Source organism: Streptomyces sp. NPDC107528, from assembly GCF_055639295.1.
Window position 1 is genome coordinate 975,266 of record NZ_JBVKAV010000002.1, and the last position, 20,700, is coordinate 995,965.

Genomic DNA, 20,700 nt, shown 5'->3' on the forward strand with positions numbered 1-20,700 from the left:
GTGCACCGGCACTCGTCACGAGCCGCACCATCCGCGCTCTTGAGCACCCCGGCCGGCCTCGCGCAGCGGCGTGGCCGCCGCCGAGGTCCTGGCACGGGAGGTCCTCGCCAGGCACCGCGAGAACGCCGGGCGACGACTCGGCGCTCCAGGCCGTCGCCGACAGGCTGCGTACCGCCCTGCGTACCTCGGCCGAGCCTTGGCCGGCCCACCGGACCCGGCGCTCCAAAGAGGCGCATGATGGCGAGAGGGGACGAACCGGGCACGGGCACGGAGAGAAGGCGCGCGGTGACCGACGATCACGAGGCGGTACGTGAGCTGCTGGCCGCGTGGGCCTTCGGCGCCCTCGAACCGGCCGAGGAGAAGGCGGTCCCGGCGCACCTCGCCGAGTGCGAGAGCTGCGCGGCGGAGGCGGCGCGGCTGCGGGAGACGGTACGGCTGCTGGAAGGGCCACCGCTGCGGGCTCCCGCCGGGTGGCCGGCCGACGGAGCGCCGCCCGCGCTGTCCCTCGCCCTGAGCACGCGCCCGGCCGCCGGCCCCGGCGTCGCCGCACACGCCGCGCCCTACGCCGCCACCGTCGCCGGGCTGAAGGCGCTGCTGCCCGAGCTCGCGGGCCGCTGGGCCACGCCGGTCGTGCACGACTGGGACGCGCACGCCACCGTCGCCCACCTCCTCGCCGCCGACGAGCACCTGGCCGCCCGGCTCGGCGCGGGCTCCCGAGTGCCGCCCACGCCGGTCGAGGAAGGCCCGCAGTGGGAGGACGCCTGGAACCGCCGTACGGCGGAGGTCATCGCCCATGAGCACGGCCGTACGCCGGACGAGACCGTGGCCGACTGGGCCGCGCAGGCGGACGACCTGCTCGGCGCATCCGAGGCCCACGACGTCGAACTCGCCGCCCGGGCGGTGACGTTGATGGGGCTGCGGCTGCCCGTCGCCGAGCACTTCCTGGTGCGCGCCTTCGAGACCTGGATCCACACCGACGACATCGGCCGCGCGCTCGGCCTCACGGTCCCGCCGCCGCCCGAACAGCACCTGAGGCAGCTGATCCGCCTCGCCGTCCGCATCCTCGGCCTGTCCCTGGGACCCACCGCGCCCCCGGTGCTCTTCTCGGTCACCGGGGGCGAGGAATGGGTGCTGGGTTCCGAGGACGAGCCCGTACAGACCGAACTCACTCTCGACCCCCTCGACTTCTGCCTCCTGGTCGGCGGCCGACGATCCCCGGCCACGGTCCCAAGAGGCACCACCGGCGACGCGGCCGCCGCCCAGAACGTACTGGAGCGTGCCGCGTCGCTGGCGTGGCTGTGAGGGTCACCTCACGGGCGGGTCGTTTCACGGGCGTGAGGTCACTTCACCGGGGTGAAGTCCCGCGCCCCGATGCTGCATTGTGCGGGGGACGACCCCCGTGCCCCCGGCCGGGTTCGCAGTGCCGAGGCGTGCCACGGGCGACGCGGCCGCCGTACTGAACGTACTGGTGCGGCCGCGTCGGCAGCGTGGTTGGGAAGGGCTACTTCACCGGGGTGAAGTCCCGCGCCCCGATGAACTCCGGGCGGCGGATCGGGGCCGCGAAGGGGTCGACGGCCGTGTTCTCGACGCTGTTGAAGACGATGAACACGTTGCTGCGCGGGAACGGCGTGATGTTGTCGCCGGAGCCGTGCATGCAGTTGCAGTCGAACCAGGTCGCCGAACCGGCCTTGCCCGTGAAGAGCTTGATGCCGTACTCGGAGGCCATCTTCGTCAGCGCCTCGTCGGACGGCGTGCCCGCGTCCTGCATCTGGAGGGACTTCTTGTAGTTGTCCTTCGGCGTGGCCCCCGCGCACCCGAGGTAGGTCCGGTGGGAGCCGGGCATGATCATGAGCCCGCCGTTGGTGTCGTAGTTCTCGGTCAGCGCGATCGAGACGGACACCGTCCGCATGTTCGGCAGACCGTCCTCGGCATGCCAGGTCTCGAAGTCGGAGTGCCAGTAGAACCCACTGGCCCCGAAGCCCGGCTTGACGTTGATCCGCGACTGGTGGACGTACACGTCCGAGCCGAGGATCTGCCGAGCCCGGCCGACGACCCGCTCGTCGCGCACGAGGGAGGCGAACACCTCACTGATCTTGTGCACTTCGAAGACGGACCGGATCTCCTTGGACTGCGGCTCGATGATCGACCGCTCGTCGGCACGGATCGCCGGGTCGGTGACCAGCCGCTCCAACTCCTGTGCGTAGACGGCCACCTCGTCGTCCGTGATGAGCTGGTCGATGGCCAGGAAGCCGTCGCGCTCGAACGACTGGAGTTCGGTGGCCCCGATCGGCCCCGGCGTGTCGGGGGAGCCCCACACAACGGGGTCCTGGCGCGGGGTCGACACCTCGGTGGCGCCGCGGCTGGGGTAGAGATCGGTGACGGTGGTCATGGGTTTCTCACACCTCCTCGGGCTCGGTGAGCAACGGGTATACGCCGTTCTCGTCGTGGTCCTCCCGGCCGGTCACGGGCGGGTTGAAGACGCAGATGCAGCGGAAGTCCTTCTTGACCCGCAGCGTGTGCCTCTCGTGCCCGTCCAGGAGGTACATGGTCCCGGGCGTGATCGCGTGCGTCCGCCCGGTCTCGTGGTCGGTCAGCTCGGCCTCGCCCTCGACACAGACGACGGCCTCGATGTGGTTCGCGTACCACATCGACGTCTCCGTACCCGCGTACAGGATCGTCTCGTGCAGCGAGAAGCCGACCCTCTCCTTGGCGAGGACGATGCGTTTGCTCTCCCAGGTACCGGACGCCGATTTGACGTGGCGGTCGGTGCCTTCGATCTCCTTGAACGAACGGACGATCACGGTGCTGCGATGCCTCCTAGGTGGTGTTTCAGATGGTTTCCCGCACGGCGCGGGCGAGGATGCTCAGACCCTCGTCCAGCTCGTCCGGGGTGATCGTGAGCGCCGGAAGCAGCTTCACGACCTCGCTCTCCGGGCCCGACGTCTCGATGAGCAGGCCCAGCTCGAAGGCGCGCTTCGCCACTCGTCCGGCGCGCTCCTTGTCGTGGAACTCCAGGCCCCACACGAGCCCGCGTCCGCGGTACTCCCGCACGTCGGCGAGGTTCTCCTCGGTGATGGAGATGAACGCCTGCTCGATCTGCTCGCCGCGCTTGCGGGTCTGCTTCTCCATCGCGGACCCGTCGGTCCAGTACGTCTCCAGCGCGGCGGTGGCGGTGACGAAGGCGGGGTTGTTGCCGCGGAAGGTGCCGTTGTGCTCGCCCGGCTCCCAGATGTCCAGCTCGGGCTTGAACAGGCACAGCGACATGGGCAGTCCGTAGCCGCTGATGGACTTGGACACGGTGACGATGTCCGGGGTGATGCCCGCCTCCTCGAAGGAGAAGAAGGCACCGGTACGGCCGCAGCCCATCTGGATGTCGTCGACGATCAGCAGCATGTCCTGCCGCTCGCACAGCTCGGACAGGGCGCGCAGCCACTCCGCACGGGCGACATTGATGCCGCCCTCGCCCTGCACGGTCTCCACGATCACGGCGGCGGGCTTGTTGAGCCCAGAGCCCTGGTCCTCCAGGAGCCGCTCGAACCACAGGAAGTCCTCGACCGTGCCGTCGAAGTAGTTGTCGAACGGCATCGGCGTGCCGTGCACGAGCGGGACGCCCGCCCCGGCCCGCTTGAAGGCGTTGCCGGTCACGGCGAGGGAGCCCAGGGACATCCCGTGGAAGGCGTTGGTGAAGGACACGATGGCCTCGCGACCCTTCACCTTCCGCGCCAGCTTGAGCGCCGACTCCACGGCGTTGGTGCCCGTGGGGCCCGGGAACATGACCTTGTACGGCAGGTCACGCGGCCGCAGCACGATGTTCTGGAAGGACTCCAGGAAGGCACGCTTGGCGCTCGTGGACATGTCGAGCCCGTGCGTGACGCCGTCACGCTCCAGGTAGTCGATCAGGGCCCGTTTCAGGACCGGGTTGTTGTGCCCGTAGTTCAGCGAGCCCGCGCCGGCGAAGAAGTCCAGGTACTCGTGGCCGTCCTCGTCGTACATGCGGCTGCCGCGCGCGCGGTCGAAGACGGTGGGCCAGCCGCGGCAGTAGCTGCGCACCTCGGACTCGAGGGTCTCGAAGACGCTGAGGTCGGGCTGGGTGATGGTCACGACGAATCGCTCCTCGTTTGCGTGGGGGAAGTCAGAGGGAGAGGGGACCGATGCGGTACAGGACTTCGGCGTCGTGCGGTCCGTCCGGGAAAAGGCTTGTGGGGAACAGCACCTCCCGCTCCAGAGCGGCGCTGTGCCGCTCGGCGAAGGCGCCGAACAGACGTTCGGAGGCAGTGTTGCCGGGTGTGATGGTGGTCTCGACGTTCGTGACGCCGTACTCGCCACCGACCCGTGCGACGAGCCCGTCGAGCAGCGCGGCGGCGATGCCGCGTCCGCGGTAGGCGTCGTCCACGGCCACCTGCCAGACGAGCAGGGTGTGCGGGCGCTCCGGCCGTACGTATCCGGTGACGAAGCCGACCGGCTCCCCGCGCTCGTTGCGGGCGACGGCCGACGTGCCCGCGAAGTCGCGGCACCACAGCAGATAGCTGTACGACGAGTTGAGGTCGAGGGCCTTGGAGTCACGGGCAATCCGCCACAGCGCGGCCCCGTCGGCCACCGCCGGTCGGTCGATTTGCAGGTCTGCTTGTGCGGCAGTCATGCGAATTGAATTTACCGAGGGAAATTCAAAATTGCATTGCCGTTAGGGGTTACGTATGGGCGGCGGATGTGTTATCACGCGGGCGTGAGTGATGCGGCCGCGAGGGTGCGAAACGCCCGAGTTTGCCAGGTTAATCCATCCCAAATCGGTCGCGATGTGGAACGCGTCACAGCCATGTAACTCCCACGAGACCTGCCCGAATTACGTCGGTTGGCGTTCGCGGAATCTTTGCGTTTAGGTCCAGAGAAAGCGGGCAGAAGAGGATGGGAAGCTGCCTCTGAAAAAATTCCTGGAATTACGTTGAATTCAAGCTCCGGTAACGCCGTCGATGCACTCTCGCAGAATGTCGGCGTGACCGTTGTGCCGCGCGTACTCCTCGATCATGTGAATCAACACCCACCGCACGCTGACCTCCACCCCGGCCATCGGCCCGCCCTGGATCACCCCGGCACGCTCCAGGCCCCGCCCGGCCTTGAGGTCGTACCCGTACACCGGTGGCACGTCCAGCCCTCCGACCACCCGCTGGAACCAGTTCCGCGCACACTCCGCGAGATGCTGCACCAGCCCGAGCAACGTCAGCTCCGACGGCCCGGCGGCAGGAGGCCGCAGCTGCGAGTCCTCCAGCCCCGCACACTTCAGCTCCAGCGCGGCCCGATGGAAGTCGAGCCGGCTTACGAGCACGAGCCGCTCGTCGCCGGTCCAGGCCATTCAGCCCGTCCGGCGTTTGAGGACGAGGCCGCTGAGGCCGATGCGGGGGTCTGGGGGCGGAGCCCCCGGGTTCGGGACGGGAAGGGGCGACGGGGGCGAGCAAGGACGGGCCCCGGTCGACGGCTACCGCCAGGCGTCCTCGACGGCACGCAGTGCCCCCTCGACATCCACCTTCAGCCCGGCCTCCGCCAGCGCAGCGCCCAGCGCCGCCACACACCCCCGCACCGCACCGACCGTCGCGTCCACCCCGTAGTGATTCACCCGAATCATCTCCTTGGCCAACGCCCCACCCCCCGCAGCCAGCGGCAACGCGGCATCGATCGCCAACGCCCGACCCACCACCTCGGACGCCACCACCGCCGCAGGCACCCGAAGCGTCGTGGCGACCGGCGCCGCATCCGCGACGTCGTGCACATACGGCTCCATACCCCCGCCCAGCGCCACCGCCCCGGCCCGAGCGGACAGCGCGGCGGCCCGGTGCCGGGCCATCACGGCATCCAGCCCGTCCGCCTCGATCCGCTCCACGCACGCCTCCAGCGCCAGCATCTCCAGCTGCGCCGGCGCGTGCAGCAATGCCTTCCGGCCCCCGTCGATCCACCGCTGCTTCCAGTCCAGCAGCGACAGATACGACCGCCGCGGCGCCCGCGGATTCGCCGCCATCCGGGCCCACGCCCGCTCGCTCACCGACACCGCCGACACCCCGGCGGGACCGCCCATCGCCTTCTGCGCCCCGATCACGCACAGGTCGACGCCCCAGGCGTCCGGCAGCACCGGCTCCGCACCGATCGACGCCACGGCGTCCAGGTAGAACAGCGCCCCGTGCGCCCGCACGACCTCACCGATCTCGGCGACGGGATTTGTGTTGCCGGTGGCCGCCTCCGCGTGCACCAGGGACACGAAGTCGATCTCGGGGTGCTCGGCGAAGGCCGACCGGATCTGATCGGCCGTGACCGCCGTGCGGAACGGCACTGCCAGATCGATCACCGTCGCGCCGCAGTCCCGCAGCCAGTCCCCGAAGGTCTGCCCGTACGGCCCGGTGATCACGTTCAGTGCCGTCGTACCGGGCCCGGCGGTCCCCCGGATCGCCCCCTCCAGCGGCAGCAGCGCCTCACCCTGCATGATCACGACGTCCTGCCCGGTCCCGAGCAGCCGGGCCACCCGGTCCTCGATCGCGGCGAAGCGGGAGGCGCTCAGCGGGGCCAGGTCCAGGAAGGGGTGGTTCACGGCGGGGCTCACGTCGCTCTCTCGGCTCTCTCGGGTTCCGCAGGTGGATGTGACGAGCGTAACCGGGCGCCCAAACACCCCATCCCGCTACCGACTTCTTAGGTCAAACAGCCCCCTAACCATCAGTTGTGTTTGAGGACCTCAAACCTCTCCTTATAATCGGAAGCTACAGTTCCCTCACAGGAGGCTCCCCGTGAAGACGACCTTCGGGCGCCGGACCCGCATTCTGGCCGCCACCACCGCGACGGCCGGGCTGGTGCTCGTGGCCGGCTGCTCCTCCGACGACAGCGGCGGCAGTGGTACGAAGACGGCCGCCGGCGGTGTCGAGGTCGTCAAGGCGGGCCGGCTCACCACCTGCACCCACCTGCCGTACCCGCCCTTCCAGTCGGAGATCGACGGCAAGGTGCAGGGCTTCGACGTCGCCCTCATCGACCTGGTCGCGGACGACCTCGGCGTGAAGCAGACGATCGTCGACCAGCCCTTCGAGAACTTCAAGACCGGCGGCTCCCTCAACGCCGGCAGCTGCGACCTCGCCGCCGCCGGCATGACGATCACCGAGGAGCGCAAGAAGAACGTCGACTTCTCGGACCCGTACTTCGAGGCCACCCAGGCCGTCCTCGTCGACAAGAAGAGCGGCATCTCCTCCTTCGCGGACCTCAAGGGCAAGAAGGTCGGCGCCCAGGCGCAGACGACCGGCGAGGACTACGCCAAGAGCAAGGGCCTGGACCCGGTCTCCTTCGAGTCCTCCGACGCCGTCATCAACGGCCTGCGCACCGGCCAGGTCGAAGCGGTCGTCATCGACTACCCGGTCGTCCAGGGCTGGCTGAAGGACAAGGCCAACGCCGCCGCCTTCGAGGTCGCCGAGCAGATCAACACCGGTGAGCAGTACGGCTTCACGGTGAAGAAGGGCAACACCAAGCTTCGCGAGGCCATCAACAAGGCCATCGCGGACGCCAAGGCCGACGGCACGTACAAGAAGCTGTACGAGCAGTGGATCGGCCCGTACGACGAGTCCGCCGCCACTGCCTCGCCCGCCGCCTGACCCCATGGCCGACACAGACGTACAACTGCAGCCGAAGCAGCCCAGGAAGAAGGGCCTGACCCGGCGCCAGAAGCGCAGCCTGTCGCGCGGCATCCAGTACGTCGTCTTCGTCGCGGCCGTGATCGCCTTCGCGGTCGCGGCCGACTGGGGGCGTCTGCAGAACCAGTTCGCGCAGGGCGACATCGCCGAGCAGATGTTCCCGGACGTCATCACGCTCGCGCTGAAGAACACCGTGCTCTACACCCTGTCCGGCTTCGTCGTCGGACTGGTCCTCGGCATGGTGATCGCGCTGATGCGGCTGTCCTCCGTGGGCCCGTACCGCTGGCTCGCCGGGATCTACATCGAGATCTTCCGCGGGCTGCCCGCCCTGCTGATCTTCATCTTCATCGGTGTCGCCGTGCCGCTGGCCTTCCCGGGCACGGAGATCCCGGGCGGCACCTACGGCAAGGTCGCGCTCGCGCTCGGCCTGGTGGCGGCCGCGTACATGGCCGAGACGATCCGCGCGGGCATCCAGGCGGTGCCCAAGGGACAGATGGAGGCGGCGCGCTCGCTCGGCTTCTCGCCCGCCCGCGCCATGATCTCGATCATCATCCCGCAGGCCTTCCGGATCATCCTCCCGCCGCTGACCAACGAGCTCGTCCTGCTCTTCAAGGACTCCTCGCTGGTGCTGTTCCTCGGCGTGACGCTGGAGGAGCGGGAACTGTCCAAGTTCGGCCGTGACCTGGCCAGCCAGACCGCCAACTCCACGCCGATCCTGGTCGCGGGCCTGTGCTACCTGCTGGTCACGATCCCGCTCGGCTTCGTCGTACGCCGCATGGAGGCGAAGGCCCAGGAGGCCGTGAAATGAGCGAGAGCCTTCTCAGGACCGGCCCGGAGATCGAAGTCCGCGGCCTGCACAAGTCCTTCGGCGACAACGAGGTGCTGCGCGGCATCGACCTGCAGATCAACCAGGGCGAGGTCGTGTGCGTCATCGGCCCGTCCGGCTCGGGCAAGTCGACGCTCCTGCGCTGCGTGAACCTCCTGGAGGAGCCCTCCAAGGGTCAGGTCTTCGTCGGCGGCGCCGAGCTGACCGACGAGGACGTCGACATCGACGCCGTACGCCGCCGTATCGGCATGGTCTTCCAGCAGTTCAACCTGTTCCCGCACCTCACGGTGACCGAGAACCTCACGCTGCCGCAGCGCCGGGTGCTCAAGCGGGACAAGGCCGCGGCCGCGAAGGTCGCCGCCGAGAACCTGGAGCGGGTCGGTCTGTCGGAGAAGGCCGCGGCCTACCCGTCCTCCCTCTCCGGCGGCCAGCAGCAGCGCGTCGCGATCGCCCGCGCCCTCGCGATGGGCCCCGCGGTGATGCTGTTCGACGAGCCGACGTCGGCGCTGGACCCGGAGCTGGTGGGGGACGTCCTCGCCGTCATGCGCATGCTCGCCGACGAGGGCATGACGATGATGGTCGTCACCCACGAGATGACCTTCGCCCGCGAGGTCGCCGACCGCGTCGTCTTCATGGACGGCGGAGTGATCGTCGAGGACGGCACCCCCGACCAGGTCATCGGCAACCCGCAGCACGAACGCACCCGCCACTTCCTCTCCCGCCTCCTCGACCCGGCGATGGCCGAGGTGGAGGAGGAGACATCCGACCAGGTGGGCAGGAAGGACTAGCCGGTCACTAAGGTGCGGTGCATGAGCGATCGCGGGGTTGTGCTGCACCTGAAGGGCCGGGTCCTCGTCGGGCCCGACGACGTCCGGGACGAGCTGTGGGTCGTCGACGGCCGGATCTCCTACGACCGTCCCGCGGGCGCGCGTGACGTGCGGACCGTCGAGGGCTGGGCCCTGCCCGGCCTCGTCGACGCGCACTGCCACGTGGGCCTCGGCGCACACGGCCCGGTCGACGACGACATCGCGGAGAAGCAGGCCCTGACCGACCGCGAGACGGGCACCCTGCTGATCCGCGACGCCGGCTCGCCCTCCGACACCCGCTGGATCGACGACCGCGAGGACCTGCCGAAGATCATCCGGGCCGGCCGGCACATCGCCCGCACCCGCCGCTACATCCGCGGCTACGCCCACGAGATCGAGCCGGAGGACCTGGTCGCCTACGTCGCCCAGGAGGCCCGGCGCGGCGACGGCTGGGTCAAGCTGGTGGGCGACTGGATCGACCGCGACCTCGGGGACCTCGCGCCCACCTGGCCGCGCGAGGCGGTCGAGGCGGGCATCGCGGAGGCCCACCGGCTCGGCGCCCGCGTGACGGCGCACTGCTTCGCCGAGTCCTCGCTGCGCGACCTGGTCGAGGCGGGCATCGACTGCATCGAGCACGCCACCGGCCTCACACAGGACCTGATCCCCCTGTTCGCCGAGCGCGGGGTGGCGATCGTCCCGACCCTCGTGAACATCGCGACCTTCCCGAAGCTGGCCGACGGCGGCGAGTCGAGGTACCCCCGCTGGTCGGCCCATATGCGCCGGCTCCACGAACGCCGCTACGACACGGTCCGCTCCGCCTACGACGCCGGCATCCCCGTCTTCGTCGGCACGGACGCGGGCGGCACCCTGCCGCACGGCCTGGTGGCCGCCGAGGTCGCGGAACTCGTCACCGCCGGCATCCCCGCCGTCGAGGCCCTCGCGGCGACGACCTGGTCGGCCCGCACCTGGCTCGGCCGCCCGGGCCTGGAGGAGGGCGCGGCGGCGGACGTCGTCGTCTACGAATCCGACCCGCGGGCCGACGTACGCGTGCTGGCGGCGCCTCGTCGGGTGGTGCTGAACGGGCACGTGGTCGGCTAGCCGGTGGCCGTCTCGGCGAAGACCTCGCGGGCGACCCGGTAGCTGTCGAAGGCGCGCGCGGCACCGGCATAGGCCTCGATGTGGATGAACGCCTCGACGATCTCCTCCGGCGTGACCCCGTTGTTGAGCGCGATGCGCAGCTGCCCGCGCAGCGGTTCGAGGGTGCCCAGGGTCGCCGCGATCGTCACGGACACCAGGGCCCGGGTGCGGATGTCGAGGACCTCGGTCCGGGGCCACGCGTCGCCGAAGGTGTGGACCGTGGCGAGGCGCTTGAAGTCCGCCGCGTTGGCGGGCTCTCCCGCACCGGGTTCGAGAAAGCGCTCCAACGGCATGCCCAGCAGCCGCTCGGCCGTGCGGAGTGCGGCCGAGTAGTCCCGCTCCTGGTCGTGGTCGGCCATCTCGTGGTTCCCTTCGTTCCGGGCAGCCGGTTGACGCAGCGTAACGACGGGTAGTCCGGTGTCGACGCCCGCTCCCGCACCCGCGCCCACGTGTTCACGCGAGCGCTCGCACAGAAGGGGGTACGGGGGTGACTTCGAGGAACATCCGTGCCCAGGGAATCGAAAGCATTCACGGGAGAGTCACGTTGGAGTGAAGTCCTGGCGGATTGCTGACTCTTCACTCTCGGTACGCAATTCTTGCCGGGTCCCGAGCACGTCATCTCTGGGGGTCCCCACCTTGAACGGCAAGAACTTCCGCCTGCCCGCACGCCGTCTCGCCACCGTCGCGACGGCCACCGCCCTCACCGCAGGGCCCCTGGTCCTGGCCGCCGGCCCCGCGCACGCGACCGGCGACGAGGGCCGCGCGAGCGCCGTCGTGCTGCGTACCGGGCTCGACGTCTCCCTGCTCAACAAGACCGTGAACGTCCCGCTCGCGGTCTCGCTCAACGAGGTACAGGCGCCGCAGAGCGCCGAAAAGGCGACGCTGACGGCCGAGCTGAACGGTGTGGACGGCGGAAAGCCGTTCAGCGTGCTGAGCGCCGAGGTCGCCTCCTCGAAGGCCACGGTCGAGGGCGGCAAGGCCGAGGGGTACACCAACCTCGCCCACGCCAAGGTCCACGTCCCCGGCCTGCCGTTGCTCTCGCTCATCGAGGTAGGCCAGGTCACCTCCAAGGCGACCTGCGAGGCCGGCAAGGAGCCGACCGCCTCGTCCAACCTGCTCGGCGACGTCACCGTGCTGGGCAAGAAGGTGACACTGACCGCCGGCGGGACCACGAACGTCGAGGTGCCGGGCGTCGGCGACGTGCGGCTGGACTACTCCAAGACGGAGAACACCTCGCGTACGGCCGCCGCCACCGCCCTTGCACTCAAGGTGTCCGTCAACCCGTTGAAGCTGAACGTCGCCGAGGTCGAGGGCACCTTGACCCTGGCCGAGGCCACCTGCGAGACCCCGGCCGCGCCCGAGGAGGAGGCCGCCCCGAGCGCCGACCCGGGCACCGAGCCGGCCGGCGACGTGAAGCCCCAGGGCGAGGCCGCCGACGAGGGACTCGCCGAGACCGGCGGCAACTCCATGACGCCGTACATCGCGGGCGGCGCGGTCGCGCTCCTCGTCGCGGGCGGGGGAGCGGTGGCGCTGGCACGGCGCGGCCGGAGCTGACCGGGTACGGCACGCTGGAGCGGGTGCCGACCCGGCTCAGCCGTGTGCGAGAGCCATCGCCCGCTCCAGCGCCCGCAGGAACCGGCTGACCGTCGCCCGGTCCCGCACCGCCAGCCGCAGCCACTCCTCGCCGAGCCCGGGGAAGGTGTCCCCGCGCCGCACGGCGAACCCGAGTCCGCGCAGGTGCTGTCGAACGGCGGTGGCCCCCGGCAGCCGTACGAGGACGAAGGAACCCTCGGCGGGTTCGACGACCCGGAGTCCCACCGACGCGAACTCGCCGAGCCCGGCGACGAGATGGGCACGGTCGGAGGCGATGCGGTGAGCCGCATGGGCGGCCTCCGCCAGTGCCTGCGGTGCCACGCACGCCTCGGCGGCGGCGAGTGCGGGCGTGGAGACCGGCCACAGGGGCTGTGCGCGCTCCAGTTCGGCGATGGTCTCCGGGGCGGCCAGGACGTAGCCGATCCGCAGCCCGGCCAGCCCCCACGTCTTGGTGAGGCTGCGCAGCACCACCAGACCCGGCACGTCCGTCCGCCCGGCCAGCGCCTCCCGCTCGCCCGGCACCGCGTCCATGAAGGCCTCGTCCACCACCAACGTCCGCCCGGGACGGGCGAGTCCGGCGATGGACGCGGCCGGATGGAGGACCGACGTCGGGTTCGTCGGGTTGCCGATGACGACCAGGTCGGCGTCCTCGGGAACGAGAGCCGGGTCGAGGCGGAAGCCGTCCTCCTCGCGCAGCAGCACCCGGTCGACGCTGTGGCCCGCGTCCCGCAGCGCCGCCTCCGGCTCCGTGAACTGGGGATGCACGACGACCGGCCTGACCACCTTCAACGCCCGTGCCAGCAGCACGAACGCCTCCGCCGCCCCCGCTGTCAGCAGCACCCGCGCGGCCGGCAGCCCGTGCCGCGCCGCCACCGCCGCCCGCGCGGCCCGCCCGTCGGGGTAGGCCGCGAGGGAGCCCAGCGACTCGGCGATGCGCTCGCGCAGCCACCCGGGCGGCGTGTCCGCGCGGACGTTCACGGCGAGGTCGACGAGCGCCGCGCCGTCGTCACGGACCTCGGCGTCGCCGTGGTGCCGCAGGTCGTGTGCCGGACCGGGTGCCTCAGTGGGCATGCGAGTGGGAGCCATGGTGGTGGTGATGACCGTGGCCGTGACCGTGGTCATGGCCGTCGTCGTCCGGGTGGAAGTGCGGCTGCTGCGGCATGCCGACCTTGTCCTCGAAGCCGGGCAGCGCGATGCGGTAGACGCACGAGTCGCAGTTCATCCGCAGATCGCCCTTCAGGGCCTCCTCGTACCGCTCCATCACCAGATCGAGCAGCTCCGGCTCCGGACCGATGACGTCCGCCGAGCGCACCTCGATCTCCGGGTGCGCGGCAGCCCAGCCCTCCGTCTGGTGACGCACGCGGTCCGGCAGGATGCCGGTGAAGAGGAAGTAGGGCAGGACGACGATCTTGCGTGCCCCCAGCTGCACGCACCGGTCGAGCCCGCTCGGCACGTCCGGCGCCGCCAGCGACACGAACGCCGTCTCCACGCCCGCGTATCCGCGCCCCTCCCACAGCAGCCGGGCCGCCTTGTGCACCTCGGCGTTGGCGTCCGGGTCGGTCGAGCCGCGCCCGACCAGCAGCACGGTCACGTCGGCCCGGTCCCCGGGCGTGCGCCCCTCGGTGCCGAGCGCCTCGTCCAGCCGCCGTTCCAGGACGGACAGCAGGGACGGGTGCGGGCCCAGCGGGCGGCCGTAGGTGTACGAGATCCCGGGGTGCCGTTCCTTCTCGCGGGCCAGCGCGGCCGGGATGTCGCCCTTGGCGTGTCCGGCGGACACCAGCATCAGAGGCACGGCGGCGAAACGTTGTACGCCCCGCTCGACCAGCTCGGTGACGGCCTCGCCCAGCGGCGGCGGGGAGAGCTCGATGAAGCCGCCCGCGACGGGCAGTTCGGGGTGGCGGCGCCCCAGCTCCCGGACGAAGTCGCGGAACGCCTCGGCTCCGGCCTCGTCCCGGGTGCCGTGACCGGCGATGAGCAGGGCGGGCGGCGGGGTGGTCACGATTTCTCCTCGGAATGCGAATCAGAATGCGGATCGGAATGCGGATCGGAATGCGAATCGACGTGTGGAACTGCGTGCGAAAGGGGGTGGTACAGCAGGGCGTTGAGCGCGGCGGAGGCGACCGCCGAACCGCCCTTCTCGGACACGTTGCTCACAGCGGGCAGCCCGCTCTCGCGCAACGCGGCCTTGGACTCGACCGCGCCGACGAAGCCGACGGGCAGCCCGATGACGAGCGCCGGGGCGGCGTCCAGGGTCAGCAGCTCCTCCAGCGCGGTCGGCGCGTTGCCGATCACCCAGAGCGCGCCGGGGCCGACCTGTTCGTAGGCGAGCCGTATCGCGTGCGCCGAACGCGTCAGCCCAGGACCGGCCACCGCGTCCCTGAGCCGGCAGACGGTCTCCCGCCGGGTGATCCCGGCAGCCACCATCTCGACGTCCACGACCACGGGCGCTCCGGCGTGCAGTGCCGCGTGAGCCTTCGCCAACTCGCCCTCGTCCAGGACGAGGTCGCTCGCGTAGTCGAGGTCGGCGGCGGAGTGGATGACCCGCTCCACCACGGCCCGCGTCAGCGGCGCGAAGTGCGAGGTGTCCAGCCGGGCGCGCAGCCGCCGGTAGGACTCCTCCTCGATCGGATGGACGACGCGGTTCACTCCGCTCCCTCCTGCGATGCCTGCCAGCGGTAGCCGCGCGGCGTCACCATGCGCCCCGCGATGTCCCGGGTCGCCGTGTTGCCCACGGTCACGACCGTCATCATGTCGACCGTCGCCGGGTCGAGGGCGCCCAGTGTCGTGACCCGACTGGACTCGTCCGGCCGCGACGCGTTCCGTACGACACCGACCGGCGTCGTCGGCTTCCGGTGCTCGGCGAGGATCGCGAGGGCCTTGGGCAGCTGCCAGTCCCGGCCGCGGGAACGGGGGTTGTAGAAGGTCACCACGATGTCCGCCTCGGCCGCGGCCCGCACCCGGCGCTCGATGACCTCCCACGGCGTGTGCAGGTCGGAGAGGCTGATGGACACGTGGTCGTGGCCGAGCGGGGCGCCCAGGATCGCCGCGGCGGCGAGGGCGGCGGTCACGCCCGGCACGCCGATCACGTCGATGTCGTCGGACGCCTCGGCGAGCGCGGGGGAGGCCATGGCGTACACGCCCGCGTCCCCGCTGCCGATCAGCGCGACCGCCTGCCCCTTGCGGGCCTCCTCGACGGCCGTGCGCGCCCGCTCCTCCTCCGCGCCGAGCCCCGACTCCAGGACCCGGGTGCCGGGCCGCAGCAGGTCGCGGATCTGGTCGACGTACTGGTCGAGCCCGACGAGCACGCAGGCGCGACGGAGTTCGGCCTTCGCGCGCGGCGTCAGCAGGTCCCGGGCGCCCGGCCCGAGCCCGACGACCGCGAGCCGCCCGCGCCCCGGACGCCGTACGACGGCACAGGTCGCCATCGCGGGCCGCCCGTCGGCGCGCTCGGACTTGCGCTTCGGTACGAGGAGTTCACCGCCGCGCACGAGAGCGGCGGCCTCGGCGACCGAGGGGGTGCCGACGGCTGCGAGGGGCGCGTCGGAGGGGTTGGGGACCTCGACGCCCGCGAGCTGCTCGGCGGAGTAGGTCACGACCGGCACCCCGAGCCGCTCGGCGGCCTCCACGATGCCGGGTTCGCCCGCCTTGGCGTCGACGGTGGCGAGGGCGGCGAGGGACCTGGGGGAGAGGCCGGCCTCGCCGAGCGTGCTCTCGATCAGCCCGAGCACCTCGTCGACGGGGGCGCCCTTGGAGGCCCCGACGCCCACGACGAGGGACGGCGGGCGCAGCACGACCTCGCGCTCGGCACCCCGCTCGACGAGCCGGTCCGTCACGCGGACGACGTACGCCCCCTCGGCGCCGACCGGCAGCGGCGGCAGCGGCCAGGCCACCTCGGCCCGCAGCGCCACCGGCTCCCCGTCGAGCAGCGCCCGCGAGACCCCGGCGACATCGCCCTCCACCGGCAGCCCGAGCGTGTCCAGACCGGGCAACCCCACGGCATCGGTCGCCGTCGTCACCACGGGCTGCGCCCCCAGCAACTCCCCGACCTGCCGAGCGAGTTCATTGGCCCCGCCGCCATGCCCGCCGACCAGCGGCACGGCGAACCGCCCGCCCTCGTCGACGCACACCACACCCGGGTCGGTCGCCTTGTCACCCAGCAGGGGCGCGACGAGCCGGACGACGGCGCCCGTCGCCAGGAAACACACGAGCTGCTCGCACTCGGCGAACGCCCGCCGTACGGCGTCCCCGACGGGACCGTCGTACACGCGCACCCGCTCCGGCCACGCCGTGACCAGCCGGTCCCGCGCAGCCGCCCCCGCCGCGGTGGCGGAAATGAGGCCGATCACTGGGCAACTCCCTCTCGGTACACGGGGTTTCTGACACCCCACAGCAGAAAAACGGGATTGGTCGCCGCGAGCCGGGTCACGTCCCCCGGCAACGGGGCGAGCCGCGACGACTGCAGCAGCACTCCGTCGCAGGAGAACCCGGCGCCGGTGAGCGCCTCGCGGGCGGCCGGCACCCGGTCGAGCGCGGCCATGGCGACGACGACCGTCCGCCGCGCCCGACGCGCGCACGCGGTGACGATGGCGGGCAGCTCGCGCCCTCCGCCCCCGATGAACACCGCGTCCGGATCGTCGAGGTCGGACAGGACGGTGGGCGCCGCCCCGTGCACCACGTGCACATCGACAGCGTGCGCGGCGGCGTTGGCGCGGATCCGCTCCACCCCGTCCCGTGCCTTCTCGACGGCTACGGCCGCCGCGCCGAGCCGGGCGCACTCCACGGCCACCGAGCCGGAGCCCGCGCCGATGTCCCACACCAGATCGCCGAGCCGCGGCCCCAGCCGGGCAAGCGCCAGCGCCCGCACCTCGAACTTGGTGATCATCGAGTCGCGGTGCGCGAAGTCGGCCTCGTCCAGCGCCCATCCGGCGGGCCCCGGCGCCGGACCGGCCACCGTCCGCACCGCGCCCAGAGCCCGCTCGGGGTCCAGGCACAGCACGACGCTCACCGCCGTACCCCAGTCGCGGGCGGCGGCCTCGGCGGGCGTCACCCGCTCCACGCGCTCCAGCTCCGGATCGCCCAGCGCGCAGGCGACGACCAGGACCCGCCCGGTGTGCCGCAGTGCCGCGCCCAGTTCGGCCGGCCCGGCACCCGGCCCGGTCAGCACGGCCACCTTGGGGTGCGCCCGGCACACGTTCACCGCCGTCCGCGGATCACGACCGTGCGCGCTCACCACCACCGCGTCGTCCCACGGCAGCCCGGCCCGCGCGAACGCGGCGGCCACCGAGGACACCCCGGCACGCACATCCAGCCGCTCCGACCCGAACCGCTCGGCCAGCACCCGCACGATCCCGAGGAATCCCGGGTCGCCCGAGGCGAGCACCACCACGGGTCGCTCCTTCTCGACGTACTCCGCGATGGTGTCGAGGGCGGGCGCCAACGCCCCGAGCACGACCCGCTCCACGTCGCCTGGCAGGTGCACGGCGTCCAGATGCCGCCGCCCGCCGACGACCAGCCCGGCCCCGGCGAGGATGTCCTCGGGGACCGGCGCTCCCGTCCCCGTGCCGACGACGGTGATCACGTACTGGCTCCCCGCTCACGCAGCGCCCTGCGTGCCTCCGGGTCCGCCTTGCGGTACCCGTGGAAGTGACCGGGGTGGTAGAGGTGCGAGCGCGTGCCGTGCGCGTCGAGGGCGGGGCCGACCAGGAACAGGGTGTGCTTCCAGAGCTTGTGCTCCTTGACGGTCTCCTCCAGGGTCCCGATGGTGCACTTCACGACGAGCTCCTCGGGCCAGGTCGCCTGGTAGGCGACGACGACCGGCGTGGACGTCGGATACCCGCCCTCCAGCAACTCCCGTACGAGCTGCCCGCTGCGGGCGGCCGACAGGAAGATCGCCATGGTGGTGCCGTGCTTGGCGAACTCCCTGACCTCCTCCCCGGGTGGCATCGGCGTCTTGCCGCCGCCGAGCCGGGTGAGGACGACGGACTGCGCGACCTCGGGAATGGTCAGCTCGCGCCCGGCGAGCGCGGCGACTGCGGAGAAGGCGGAGACCCCGGGCACGACCTCGGTCTCGACGCCGATCACGGCACACCGGTCGAGCTGCTCCTGCGTACCGCCCCAAAGGGCGGGGTCACCGGAGTGGATACGGGCGACCTTGAGGCCGTCGGCGCGGGCCCGCTCGTACACGGCGACGACGTCCTCGAGGGACATGGCCGCCGAGTCGAGGATCTCGGCGTCCTCGCGGGCGTGGTCGAGGACCTCCGCCTGGACCAGGCTGGCCGCCCAGATCACGACGTCCGCCTCGGCGATGGCACGGGCGGCACGGAACGTCAGCAGATCGGCGGCGCCGGGGCCGGCACCGACGAAGGTCACCTTGCCGGTGGGGGCATCGGCCATGGGAATTCGGTCCTCTCCTACAGGGGTCGGCGGGGTTGGTGTGCGGGCGTGGGGCCGGCGTCAGAGCTTGCCGCCCCGCCCGCCGTCGCGCCGGGCGGGCGCGATGAGGGTCGAGAGGTAGGGGAGAGGGGAGCCGTCGAGGTCGGCGGCCGGCCGGATCGACTCCTCCGTCAGCCCCAGTGCCGACCCCCACACCGCGTCCTCGATCCGCCCGGTCTCCCGCAGGGCTTCGGCGACCTCACCCGCCTGCCGGCCGAACTTGTAGGCGACGACGGTCCCGGGCCCGCTGAGAGCCTCCTGCAGTACCGTCGCCCCCGCGGTCACGGGCACGAGCGTGAGCGGCTCGGTCCCCTCGGTGAGAACCGCGCCCGACCTCGCGGCGAGGTCCTGCATGGCGGTGATGCCGGGGACCGTCTGGATGACGGTGCCGGGTACCGCCTCGCCGATGGTCTGCGCGAGGTAGGTGAACGTGGAGTACACATTGGGGTCGCCGATGGTGGCGAAGGCGACGGCGCCATGCTGCCCCAGCAGCTCGGCGACCCGCTCACCCGCCGCGTCCCAGGCGGTCTCGCGCCGAGCACGGTCGGTCCGCTCGTTGAGCGCGAACACGACCCGCACCACCTTCTCCTCGGGCACGTAGTGCAGCACGGTGGCCTCGGCCCGCCCGCGCTCACCCGTGTCCATCACGGGTACGACGACCACGTCGGCCTCGCGCAGAGCGTTGACGCCCTTGACGGTCACCAGCTCCGGATCGCCGGGACCGACCCCGACTCCGATCAACCTGCTGCTGCTCATGACGTCCGGCACCTCTCCACGAACCGACGGGCGACACCGGGCTGTGCTGCCCAGTGCGTGTGCAGATAACTCGCGTGCACGCCCTGCTGTACGAAACCTTCGACCCGCCGTACGGGGGTCCTGACCCCCCACGCGGGAGCCGTCCCCGAGCCGGGCTCGACGACGGTCCGATGAAACTCGTGCGCCCGCATCCGCGTACCGGCCGGCGCCAGCACACTGTCACTCACGGCGACGGCGTCCCGATACCCCAGCGTCAGCCGCTCGCTCATCCGCGCGCTCACGTCGAGCACCCCGCACATGGGCAGCCCGTCCAGCTCCCGGCAGAGGTAGAGCAACCCCGCACACTCGGCGGCCACCGGAGCCCCGCTTCCGGCGAGCGCGGCAACGGCCTCGCGCAGCGGCTCATTGCCGGACAACTCGGCGGCGTACACCTCGGGGAACCCGCCGCCGACGACCAGGCCCCGCGTGCCGTCGGGCAGTTGCTCGTCCCGCAGCGGATCGAAGGGCACGACTTCGGCACCGGCGGCGGTGAGCAACTCGGCGTGCTCGGCGTAGGAGAAGGTGAACGCGGACCCTCCGGCAACGGCGACGACCGGCTTTTCCGGAGCCCCGGAGGCGGCAGCAGCTTTCGACACCGGCCCGGGCATCTCAGCCCGTACGGCGTTTGAGGACGAGGCTCCTTCAGGGCCGAGGCGGGGGTCTGGGGGCGCAGCCCCCAGGGTCGGGACGGGAAGGGGCGGCGGGGGCGAGGAGTCGAGGACCTCAGCCGCATCCCAAGCGGCACCCGACACCACCCCCGCACCCCGAGCCAGCCCATGCAACGCGTCCAGATCGCACCCCGCCGCGACCTGCGCCGCCATCGCCGCAACCGCCTCCACGGCCTGCCCCCGCCGCTCGGCAACCGGCACCAGCCCCAGATGCCGCGACGGCGTATCCACCTGAGCCACCCGCCGCAGCACCCCCAGCACGGGCACCCCGGCCGAGTCCAACGCCTCCCGCAGCAACTCCTCATGCCGATCCGAAGCGACCTTGTTCAGAATCACGCCCCCGACGCGCACCTGCGGATCCCAGGAAGCGAACCCGTGTACCAGCGCCGCCACGGACCGCGACTGCGACGCCGCGTCCACGACGAGCACGACCGGCGCCCGCAGCAGCTTCGCCACATGCGCCGTGGACGCCAGCTCGCCCTCCCCGGCGGCCCCGTCGTACAGCCCCATCACGCCCTCGACGACGGCGATGTCGCAGCCGCGCGCCCCGTGCAGGAACAACGGCCCGATCAGCTCCGGCCCGCACAGATACGCGTCGAGATTCCGCCCCACCCGCCCGGTCGCGAGCGCGTGATACCCGGGATCGATGTAGTCCGGCCCGACCTTGTGCGGGGACACGGCAAGCCCCCGCGCGGCGAACGCGGCCATCAGCCCCGTGGCAACGGTCGTCTTGCCGCTGCCGGAGGAAGGCGCGGCAATGACCAGCCGAGGGATGGAGGAGGACATCACGC

General features: G+C 71.6%; 21 protein-coding genes. 6 read left to right on the forward strand and 15 right to left on the reverse strand.

Going from position 1 to position 20,700, the window contains the following annotated elements; genetic code table 11:
* Positions 1-285 precede the first annotated feature (285 nt).
* Positions 286-1,302: a maleylpyruvate isomerase family mycothiol-dependent enzyme gene (locus ACZ7L5_RS09490; protein ID WP_471515702.1), complete on the forward strand. Its 1,017-nt coding sequence runs from the start codon at positions 286-288 to the stop codon at positions 1,300-1,302.
* A 199-nt stretch (positions 1,303-1,501) separates the two neighbouring features.
* Here ACZ7L5_RS09490 and thpD read toward each other — a convergent pair whose 3' ends face one another.
* From thpD to ACZ7L5_RS09520, 6 genes are all read right to left on the reverse strand, one after another.
* Positions 1,502-2,389, reverse strand: coding sequence for an ectoine hydroxylase (gene thpD / locus ACZ7L5_RS09495; protein WP_365062250.1), 888 nt, complete (start codon positions 2,387-2,389; stop codon positions 1,502-1,504).
* A 7-nt stretch (positions 2,390-2,396) separates the two neighbouring features.
* Positions 2,397-2,801: an ectoine synthase gene (locus ACZ7L5_RS09500; protein WP_328882499.1), complete on the reverse strand. Its 405-nt coding sequence runs from the start codon at positions 2,799-2,801 to the stop codon at positions 2,397-2,399.
* Positions 2,802-2,829: 28 nt separating this feature from the next.
* On the reverse strand, positions 2,830-4,101 hold the full coding sequence (gene ectB, locus ACZ7L5_RS09505) for a diaminobutyrate--2-oxoglutarate transaminase (RefSeq protein WP_328882500.1): 1,272 nt from the start codon (positions 4,099-4,101) through the stop codon (positions 2,830-2,832).
* A gap of 31 nt (positions 4,102-4,132) precedes the next feature.
* A complete protein-coding gene (gene ectA / locus ACZ7L5_RS09510) occupies positions 4,133-4,639 on the reverse strand; it encodes a diaminobutyrate acetyltransferase (RefSeq protein ID WP_363034078.1) in 507 nt (168 codons plus the stop codon).
* A gap of 306 nt (positions 4,640-4,945) precedes the next feature.
* Positions 4,946-5,347 (reverse strand): DinB family protein, encoded by a 402-nt coding sequence (locus ACZ7L5_RS09515; RefSeq protein WP_471515704.1) that lies wholly within the window; start codon positions 5,345-5,347, stop codon positions 4,946-4,948.
* Positions 5,348-5,470: 123 nt separating this feature from the next.
* A complete protein-coding gene (locus ACZ7L5_RS09520) occupies positions 5,471-6,571 on the reverse strand; it encodes a pyridoxal-phosphate-dependent aminotransferase family protein (RefSeq protein ID WP_471515884.1) in 1,101 nt (366 codons plus the stop codon).
* A 193-nt stretch (positions 6,572-6,764) separates the two neighbouring features.
* Between ACZ7L5_RS09520 and ACZ7L5_RS09525 the strand changes: the two genes are divergently transcribed.
* Genes ACZ7L5_RS09525 through ACZ7L5_RS09540 form a run of 4 tightly spaced genes read left to right on the forward strand, consistent with a single transcriptional unit; the run spans position 6,765 to position 10,382 of the window.
* The gene (locus tag ACZ7L5_RS09525; RefSeq protein WP_471515706.1) at positions 6,765-7,613 is read left to right on the forward strand and encodes a transporter substrate-binding domain-containing protein; all 849 of its coding nucleotides are present in this window, start codon (positions 6,765-6,767) and stop codon (positions 7,611-7,613) included.
* A gap of 4 nt (positions 7,614-7,617) precedes the next feature.
* Positions 7,618-8,460 (forward strand): amino acid ABC transporter permease, encoded by an 843-nt coding sequence (locus ACZ7L5_RS09530; RefSeq protein ID WP_362378573.1) that lies wholly within the window; start codon positions 7,618-7,620, stop codon positions 8,458-8,460.
* A complete protein-coding gene (locus ACZ7L5_RS09535; RefSeq protein ID WP_365062255.1) occupies positions 8,457-9,266 on the forward strand; it encodes an amino acid ABC transporter ATP-binding protein in 810 nt (269 codons plus the stop codon). The genes ACZ7L5_RS09530 and ACZ7L5_RS09535 overlap by 4 nt, the downstream gene beginning before the upstream one ends.
* A gap of 21 nt (positions 9,267-9,287) precedes the next feature.
* A complete protein-coding gene (locus tag ACZ7L5_RS09540; protein WP_471515709.1) occupies positions 9,288-10,382 on the forward strand; it encodes an amidohydrolase family protein in 1,095 nt (364 codons plus the stop codon).
* Here the strand turns inward: ACZ7L5_RS09540 and ACZ7L5_RS09545 are convergent.
* Entirely contained in the window at positions 10,379-10,780 is a 402-nt protein-coding gene (locus tag ACZ7L5_RS09545; RefSeq protein ID WP_384183739.1) for a carboxymuconolactone decarboxylase family protein, read from the reverse strand. The two genes, ACZ7L5_RS09540 and ACZ7L5_RS09545, sit on opposite strands and share 4 nt — an antisense overlap.
* Before the next feature lie 277 nt (positions 10,781-11,057).
* Between ACZ7L5_RS09545 and ACZ7L5_RS09550 the strand changes: the two genes are divergently transcribed.
* Complete coding sequence (locus ACZ7L5_RS09550; protein ID WP_471515712.1) at positions 11,058-11,975, forward strand: SCO1860 family LAETG-anchored protein; 918 nt, start codon at positions 11,058-11,060, stop codon at positions 11,973-11,975.
* Between the two features lie 36 nt (positions 11,976-12,011).
* On the opposite strand, the gene cobC is transcribed toward ACZ7L5_RS09550, so the two are convergent.
* The 8 genes from cobC to ACZ7L5_RS09590 are packed head-to-tail and all read right to left on the reverse strand — an operon-like array spanning position 12,012 to position 20,695.
* On the reverse strand, positions 12,012-13,085 hold the full coding sequence (gene cobC, locus ACZ7L5_RS09555; RefSeq protein ID WP_471515886.1) for an Rv2231c family pyridoxal phosphate-dependent protein CobC: 1,074 nt from the start codon (positions 13,083-13,085) through the stop codon (positions 12,012-12,014).
* Entirely contained in the window at positions 13,075-14,013 is a 939-nt protein-coding gene (locus ACZ7L5_RS09560; RefSeq protein WP_471515714.1) for a sirohydrochlorin chelatase, read from the reverse strand. Before ACZ7L5_RS09560 ends, cobC begins: the two co-directional genes overlap by 11 nt.
* The gene (locus ACZ7L5_RS09565; protein WP_471515716.1) at positions 14,010-14,660 is read right to left on the reverse strand and encodes a precorrin-8X methylmutase; all 651 of its coding nucleotides are present in this window, start codon (positions 14,658-14,660) and stop codon (positions 14,010-14,012) included. Before ACZ7L5_RS09565 ends, ACZ7L5_RS09560 begins: the two co-directional genes overlap by 4 nt.
* Positions 14,657-16,360, reverse strand: a complete 1,704-nt coding sequence (cobJ, locus tag ACZ7L5_RS09570) for a precorrin-3B C(17)-methyltransferase (RefSeq protein WP_471515718.1) — start codon at positions 16,358-16,360, stop codon at positions 14,657-14,659. Before cobJ ends, ACZ7L5_RS09565 begins: the two co-directional genes overlap by 4 nt.
* On the reverse strand, positions 16,357-17,592 hold the full coding sequence (gene cbiE, locus ACZ7L5_RS09575) for a precorrin-6y C5,15-methyltransferase (decarboxylating) subunit CbiE (protein WP_471515720.1): 1,236 nt from the start codon (positions 17,590-17,592) through the stop codon (positions 16,357-16,359). The genes cobJ and cbiE overlap by 4 nt, the downstream gene beginning before the upstream one ends.
* Complete coding sequence (gene cobM / locus ACZ7L5_RS09580) at positions 17,589-18,407, reverse strand: precorrin-4 C(11)-methyltransferase (RefSeq protein WP_471515722.1); 819 nt, start codon at positions 18,405-18,407, stop codon at positions 17,589-17,591. Before cobM ends, cbiE begins: the two co-directional genes overlap by 4 nt.
* Positions 18,408-18,467: 60 nt before the next feature.
* The gene (cobI, locus tag ACZ7L5_RS09585) at positions 18,468-19,214 is read right to left on the reverse strand and encodes a precorrin-2 C(20)-methyltransferase (RefSeq protein ID WP_471515724.1); all 747 of its coding nucleotides are present in this window, start codon (positions 19,212-19,214) and stop codon (positions 18,468-18,470) included.
* The gene (locus ACZ7L5_RS09590; RefSeq protein WP_471515725.1) at positions 19,199-20,695 is read right to left on the reverse strand and encodes a cobyrinate a,c-diamide synthase; all 1,497 of its coding nucleotides are present in this window, start codon (positions 20,693-20,695) and stop codon (positions 19,199-19,201) included. The genes cobI and ACZ7L5_RS09590 overlap by 16 nt, the downstream gene beginning before the upstream one ends.
* Positions 20,696-20,700 lie beyond the last annotated feature (5 nt).